The organism is Deltaproteobacteria bacterium (assembly GCA_016218975.1).
GTDB lineage: Bacteria > Desulfobacterota > Deferrimicrobia > Deferrimicrobiales > Deferrimicrobiaceae > JAENIX01.
Genome location: JACRCO010000022.1, coordinates 1 through 5,849, shown reverse-complemented (window position 1 = coordinate 5,849; position 5,849 = coordinate 1). Strand labels below are relative to the sequence as shown.

7 protein-coding genes are annotated in these 5,849 nt (G+C 62.0%); 1 reads left to right on the top strand and 6 read right to left on the bottom strand.

Translation table 11 applies throughout. The features are described from left to right. Positions 1-315: MGMT family protein (locus tag HY896_02715; GenBank protein ID MBI5575258.1), on the bottom strand; the 315-nt coding region annotated here is incomplete at its 3' end. Positions 316-566: 251 nt separating this feature from the next. On the opposite strand from HY896_02715, the gene rpsT reads away from it, so the two are divergent. After that, a complete protein-coding gene (gene rpsT, locus HY896_02710) occupies positions 567-839 on the top strand; it encodes a 30S ribosomal protein S20 (protein ID MBI5575257.1) in 273 nt (90 codons plus the stop codon). A 12-nt stretch (positions 840-851) separates the two neighbouring features. Here the strand turns inward: rpsT and HY896_02705 are convergent, their stop codons facing one another. The 5 genes from HY896_02705 to HY896_02685 all read right to left on the bottom strand — a co-directional run bounded on the left by HY896_02705 (position 852) and on the right by HY896_02685 (position 5,817). Continuing rightward, complete coding sequence (locus HY896_02705; GenBank protein ID MBI5575256.1) at positions 852-1,766, bottom strand: hypothetical protein; 915 nt, start codon at positions 1,764-1,766, stop codon at positions 852-854. Beyond that, positions 1,763-2,170, bottom strand: coding sequence for a hypothetical protein (locus HY896_02700; protein ID MBI5575255.1), 408 nt, complete (start codon positions 2,168-2,170; stop codon positions 1,763-1,765). Before HY896_02700 ends, HY896_02705 begins: the two co-directional genes overlap by 4 nt. 158 nt (positions 2,171-2,328) lie before the next feature. Next, the gene (locus HY896_02695; GenBank protein ID MBI5575254.1) at positions 2,329-4,905 is read right to left on the bottom strand and encodes a leucine--tRNA ligase; all 2,577 of its coding nucleotides are present in this window, start codon (positions 4,903-4,905) and stop codon (positions 2,329-2,331) included. Then, on the bottom strand, positions 4,902-5,315 hold the full coding sequence (gene nusB / locus HY896_02690) for a transcription antitermination factor NusB (protein ID MBI5575253.1): 414 nt from the start codon (positions 5,313-5,315) through the stop codon (positions 4,902-4,904). The genes HY896_02695 and nusB overlap by 4 nt, the downstream gene beginning before the upstream one ends. A gap of 40 nt (positions 5,316-5,355) precedes the next feature. Next, positions 5,356-5,817 carry a 6,7-dimethyl-8-ribityllumazine synthase gene (locus HY896_02685; protein MBI5575252.1) on the bottom strand — a complete coding sequence of 154 codons (462 nt, stop codon included), beginning with the start codon at positions 5,815-5,817 and terminating at the stop codon, positions 5,356-5,358. Positions 5,818-5,849: the final 32 nt, after the last annotated feature.

Sequence of the window (5,849 nt, the reverse complement as noted above, 5' to 3'; positions counted from 1 at the left end):
GCCTTTCCCGAATCCGACCAGCCTGCCCCCCTTCCCCAGCACCCTGTGGCACGGCACGAGGATCGGCCACGGATTGCGCGAAAGCGCCGCGCCGACCGCGCGTGCGGCGCCGGGACTGCCGACTTCCGCAGCGATCTCTCCGTATGTGGCCGTCCGCCCGTACGGTATTCCCGCGGTCGCCTTAAGGACTTTCCTTTGAAATGCCGGGACCGTACCCCATGCTATCGGCAGCGCGGAAATTTCACGGGAAGACAGCACTTTCCCATGTGAATATTCGCGAAGGAACCGCTCGGGGTTGCCAGGTTCCCGAGCCATCCGTTCCGAGCCGGGATATTTTTTTGCCAGCGCCTTGCCGACCGATTTCTCTTCCCGTTCCCATTCCACGGACACGATCCTTCCGGCGGAGAGCACGGCGCTTGCCCATCCGTGGGGAAGCGGAACCGATCCGGTATAACGAATTTCCCCGTCCCTTCGAACGTACGGTTTTCCCTTTGACATCGCGCGATCTCCCGTATAACATGCTTATTTCACAAATTCATTTTACACGAAGGCGCAGGAGGAATCAGTTGGCCAAGTCGAAGTCGGCGGCAAAGAGGCACAAGCAGAGCGTAAAGCGCAAGACAAGAAACCGCCATATCCGCTCCACGGTGAAGAGCGTCGTGAAGGACGTGCGCGAGGCGATCGCGGGGAGCGAATCCGATAACGTCGGTAAAGCCCTTTCCAATGCGATGTCCGTAATCGCGCGGGCCGGATCGAAGGGCGTACTGCACAGGAAGACGGTTGCAAGGAAGGTGGCCCGCCTCTCCAAGGCCGTCGCCAAAGCGGCGGCAGCCAGGTAGCTAACCGCGCAATCAGGCAAGAAGCTTCAGCAAACGGATTTCGAAAAACTGCTCGGGGGAAAGCCTGCTTTCCCCCTTGATGCTCCTGTCTATTTCGGAAAGGGCCGCGAGGATCTCTCCTCCACGCCCGGCAGGCAGCGAGCCTCTGCCGTCCGACATCCGTTTCCTGACGACCCAGGCGATCGCACCCACAAGCGCGTGGTAATCGGATGAGTCCGCGGCGGCGGCGAACCTGCGCAACAGTAAAAGAAACCCTTTCACGTCCCTGCGAACCACACGATCCGCAAGATCGAACGGGTCCACCGCCCCGGACGCGATGCAGACCTGCCGGATCTCCTGTTCACCGATATCCTTCCTGTCGCCCGCGAAGGAGAGCAGCTTCGCGATCTCCTCGTTGACGCGCGCGTATTCGTGCCCCACCCATCGGACGAGGAATGCAGCCGCGTCCTCGGAAATTTCCTTGCCTGCGCTCCCGACTTTCCCCACCGTAAAACGGGCCAGCGCCGTGACCGCCTGTTCCTCGCGTAGCGTTGCGGACGACACGCCGGGAAGGGAGGAGAACGCTTTCGCAGCGTTGCGATCCGTGCAAGGAATTATCAGCAGGACGGAAGGGTCGGGAGATCGCAGGTAAGCGGCGATCCCGTCACGGTACGCTTTCTTGACTTCCCCGAGGTCGGGAAGGACGAATACCCTGTAGCGGCAAAAGAAGGAAGGGGTTCTCCATGCGGCGTCGGGGGACTCCCTCTCGACATCGGCGGTCGTCCATCGCGATATTTCCGCCGCCGTCCCCTCCGCGCGGAATTTTTCCATCCATAGATCGGCTACGAGATCGGCAAGTCCAGCCCCGTCCCCCGCCAGAAGGAATGCCGGCGCCGGGACTCCCGAGAACCATTGCCGGAATGCCGAGGGGACCGGAACCCGTTTCAAATGATCACGCGCACGGTCTGCCCGATCCTCCGGGCGATGCGGCGGCAGACTTCCTCCACGGCGGCGCGGCGGTTCGATTCGGTATACTGGAAATCCGCCCCGGCGAAATAGGAAGCGGTTTCGGTCAACCCGTCCACCTTCCACAGGAGGCGGCCGCGTGCGGTTTCCACAACGCGGATGTCCACGATCAAGGTAAGGCGATGTTCGAGAGCGCGCCCCTCCGTGCCGTGGGAGAACACGTCCTCGCGGATTTCCTTGATGCTGCCGTCGACCGAATAGTCGGAATTCGCCCGTTCGAAAACACCCTTGAATCCTATGCGGCGAAGTTCCTCCCGTAGCCGCGCCGCGAGGAATGCGCCGGCATCGGGAACCACGGATGCATTGATGAAGGGCCGCACGTCCATCCGGAGCGCCGGATCGGAAAACCGGGAGCCCGGTTCGGACTGGAATTTATAACCGCAGCCTTGCGATAAAACAAGAACGACGGCCGCAAGAACGGCAATCGGTAAACTTCCGTGCGGCCGCCCGCAGCCGAAAACGGAACATGCGTTCCGGGCCGCGCTCACGCAACCACGATGCTTACGAGTTTTTTCGGAACGTACACCAGCTTTTTCAATACCTTCCCGTCGGTGTACTCCTTCACCCTGGGATCGGCGAGCGTCATTTCGCGTATTTCCTCTTCCGTGATCCCTGCGTCGGCAGTCAGCCGCGCGCGAAGTTTCCCGTTGATCTGCACGACGACAAGGATCTCCTCCGATCGAGCCATCCCTTCGTCCGCAGCGGGCCAGGTCTGACCGCACGCAAGCCCGGCGCATCCTATCCTTTCCCACATCTCCTCTGCAACATGCGGAGCGAAGGGGGAAAGCATGAGAAGAAGAATTTCCACGGCCTCGCGGAGCGCTGGCGCAGATTCCGGCGCAATCCATTCCTTCTCGTCGACGAGATAGAGGAAATTTACCATCTCCATAATGGCCGAGATCGCGGTGTTGAAATGGTACCGCTCCTCGATATCGCCGGTCACTTTCTTCAGAGTGCGGTGCGTTACCTGCCGGATCCTGCGGCTTCCGCCGTCCGAAGCGGGAGTCGCGCCCGCGGCGGCGCGAAGCGCCTTCTCCTTCTGCGCGACGAGACGGTAGACTCTGCCCAGGAACCGGAATGCGCCTTCCACTCCCTGCTCGCTCCAGTCGAGGTCCTTCTCGGGGGGCGCTGCGAAAAGCGAAAACATGCGCGCCGTGTCCGCGCCGTACCGCTCCACCAGAGCCGACGGCTCCACGACGTTGCGCTTCGACTTCGACATCTTCATCGATCGCCCCACCTCAACCGTCTCGCCGCACTGGAGGCATTTCCCCGACGCGTCCACCTCGTCGGGATACCGCCACCCGTGCTTGGGGCACTCCATGGTAGCCATGCACACCATCCCCTGCGAGAGAAGCTTTCGGAACGGCTCGTTTCCGAACGCAAGTCCCTTGTCGCGGAGATACTTGTGGAAGAACCTTGCGTAAATCAGGTGCATGCACGCGTGTTCGGCGCCTCCGACGTACTGGTCGACCGGCATCCACGCGCGCATCTTCTCCGGATCCAGCGGCTCCATGTCGTTTTTCGGATCGATGTACCGGAGGAAATACCAGCTCGATTCCACGAACGTGTCGAAGGTGTCCGTCTCCCGCCGCGCTTCGCCTCCGCAGGAGGGGCATGCGGCCGCCACCCAGCTTTCCGCGGAAGCGAGCGGGTTCCCTTTTTCCCTCGTGTAAGGCAGGTCCTCGGGGAGCACCACGGGGAGGTCTTTTTCGGGGACGGGGACCGCGCCGCATTTCGGGCAGTGGACAACCGGAATCGGGCAGCCCCAGTAGCGCTGGCGGCTTACTCCCCAGTCGCGGAGACGGAATTGCACCTTTCCGCGTCCGATTCCTTTCTCCTCGAAATACCGGGTGATCTCGCGTTTCCCCTTTTCGTTCTCCATCCCGTTGAACGGACCGGAATCCGCCATCCGTCCCGGACCTTCGTAGGCGGCGGTCATCGTTTCCGCGGCGAGCGTCTCCCCGTCGGGCCGGATAACGGGAATCACGGGAAGGCCGTACTTCTTCGCGAACTCGAAATCGCGCTGGTCGTGCGCGGGGACGGCCATCACCGCGCCCGTTCCGTACTCGTACAGCACGAAGTTCGCAGCGAAAATGGGGATCTCCTTCCCCGTCACCGGATTAAGGCAATATCCGCCCGTGAACACCCCTTCCTTCTCCATGTCCTCGCTCGACCGGGCGACCCTGTCCTGCTTCGCCACCCTTTCGACGAAGGCGCGCACTTCGGCCTCGCGGCCCGCCGTCCGGGCGAATTCCGGGACGAGCGGATGCTCCGGAGCCATGCTCATGAACGTAGCCCCGTAGATAGTATCCGGACGGGTCGTGAATACGGTTATCTTCCCGCCGTCCTTCATGGGGAAATCGATCTCCGCGCCTTCGCTGCGGCCTATCCAGTTCTTCTGCATCTCCAGGATGCTTTCCGGCCATCCGCCCCTGAGCTCCTCGTGTCCCGAAAGCAGCTCGTCGGCGTACTTCGTAATCCCCAGGAACCACTGGTCCAATTCCCGCTGCGTAACAGGAGTCTGGTCGTGTATGAAACAGGTTCCGTCGCGGTTGACCTGCTCGTTCGCGAGAACGGTCTGGCACTCATCGCACCAGTTGAGCGACGCGCGCTTGCGGTAGGCGAGGCCGTCCCGGATCATCCACAGGAAGAAGAGCTGCTCCCACCGGTAGTAATCGGGCGCGCACGTCGCGAACTCCCGGTCCCAGTCGTAGGATATGCCGAGCTCCCTGAGCTGCTGCCGCATGAAATCGATGTTTTCGTACGTCCACTTTGCCGGATGCGTGCCGTGCCGATGCGCAGCGTTCTCCGCGGGGAGCCCGAAGGCGTCCCATCCGATCGGGTGCAGGACCTGGAACCCGCGCATACGCTTGAACCGCGCGATCAGGTCGCCGATGGTGTAAACGCGGACGTGCCCCATGTGGATGCGCCCCGACGGATAAGGGAACATCTCCATGCAGTAATATTTCGTGGAGGCGATCCTGTCGGGGCAGCGGAAAACTCCCGCCTCCTCCCAGCGCTTCTGCCACTTCCCCTCGATCGCCTGCGGCCTGTATTTCATTTCTTTCCCTTCTTTTTCAATGAGATCTCCGAAATCTTATCGAGGATTCCATTAATGAAGCCTCCGGACTCCTCCGAGCCGAAACGTTTGCCGAGGTCGACCGCCTCGTTGATCGCCACGACGAACGGGACATCCGCGGAGCGGCAGATCTCGTACGCGCCGAGACGCAGGATGTTCCTGTCGACCAGGGTCATCCGCTCCAGCCGCCAGTTCTCGGCCGCGCGCCGGATGAGCGCGTCGATCTCCTCCCTGCATGTCCACACGCCCTTGACCGTCTCCTCGTAATACCCCTTGTCGGACGGCGGATTCGCCGCGGACGCAAAAAGGGGGATGGCCTCGTCCGGGCCAACCCCCAGCGCATCCATCATGAAAAGCGTTTGAAAGACCTTTTCCCTGGATTCCCTTCTCAATGCCTTTCCCCGTCCCGCTCCGCCCCCTGGTCGAAACCCCTTACATCTGGCGCAGCAGCTTCGCCATCTCAATGGCCGACAGGGCGGCCTCGAACCCCTTGTTCCCCGCCTTCGCCCCGGCGCGCTCGACCGCCTGCTCGATGGTGTCGGTCGTCAGCACTCCGAAGGCGACGGGGATCCCGGATTCGAGCGTAACCTGAGCGATCCCCTTCGTGACCTCGGCGCTCAGGTAATCGAAGTGCGGCGTGCCTCCGCGGATAAGGGCGCCGAGGGCTATCACGGCGTCCACTTTCCCCTTGGCCGCCTTGCGCACGCCGAGCGGAAGCTCGAAGGAGCCGGGGACCTTCGCCACCGAGATGTCCTTCTCCTCGACGCCGTGCCTGCGGAGGGCGTCGAGCGCCCCTTCCAGGAGCCGGTCCGTTATGAAGCCGTTGAAACGCGATACAACGATCGCCACCTTCAAGCCCTGTCCCTGGAGGTCTCCCTCGATCGTCCGCACCATCGTTTTCGTCCCCCTCACTCGACGTTCAGGAT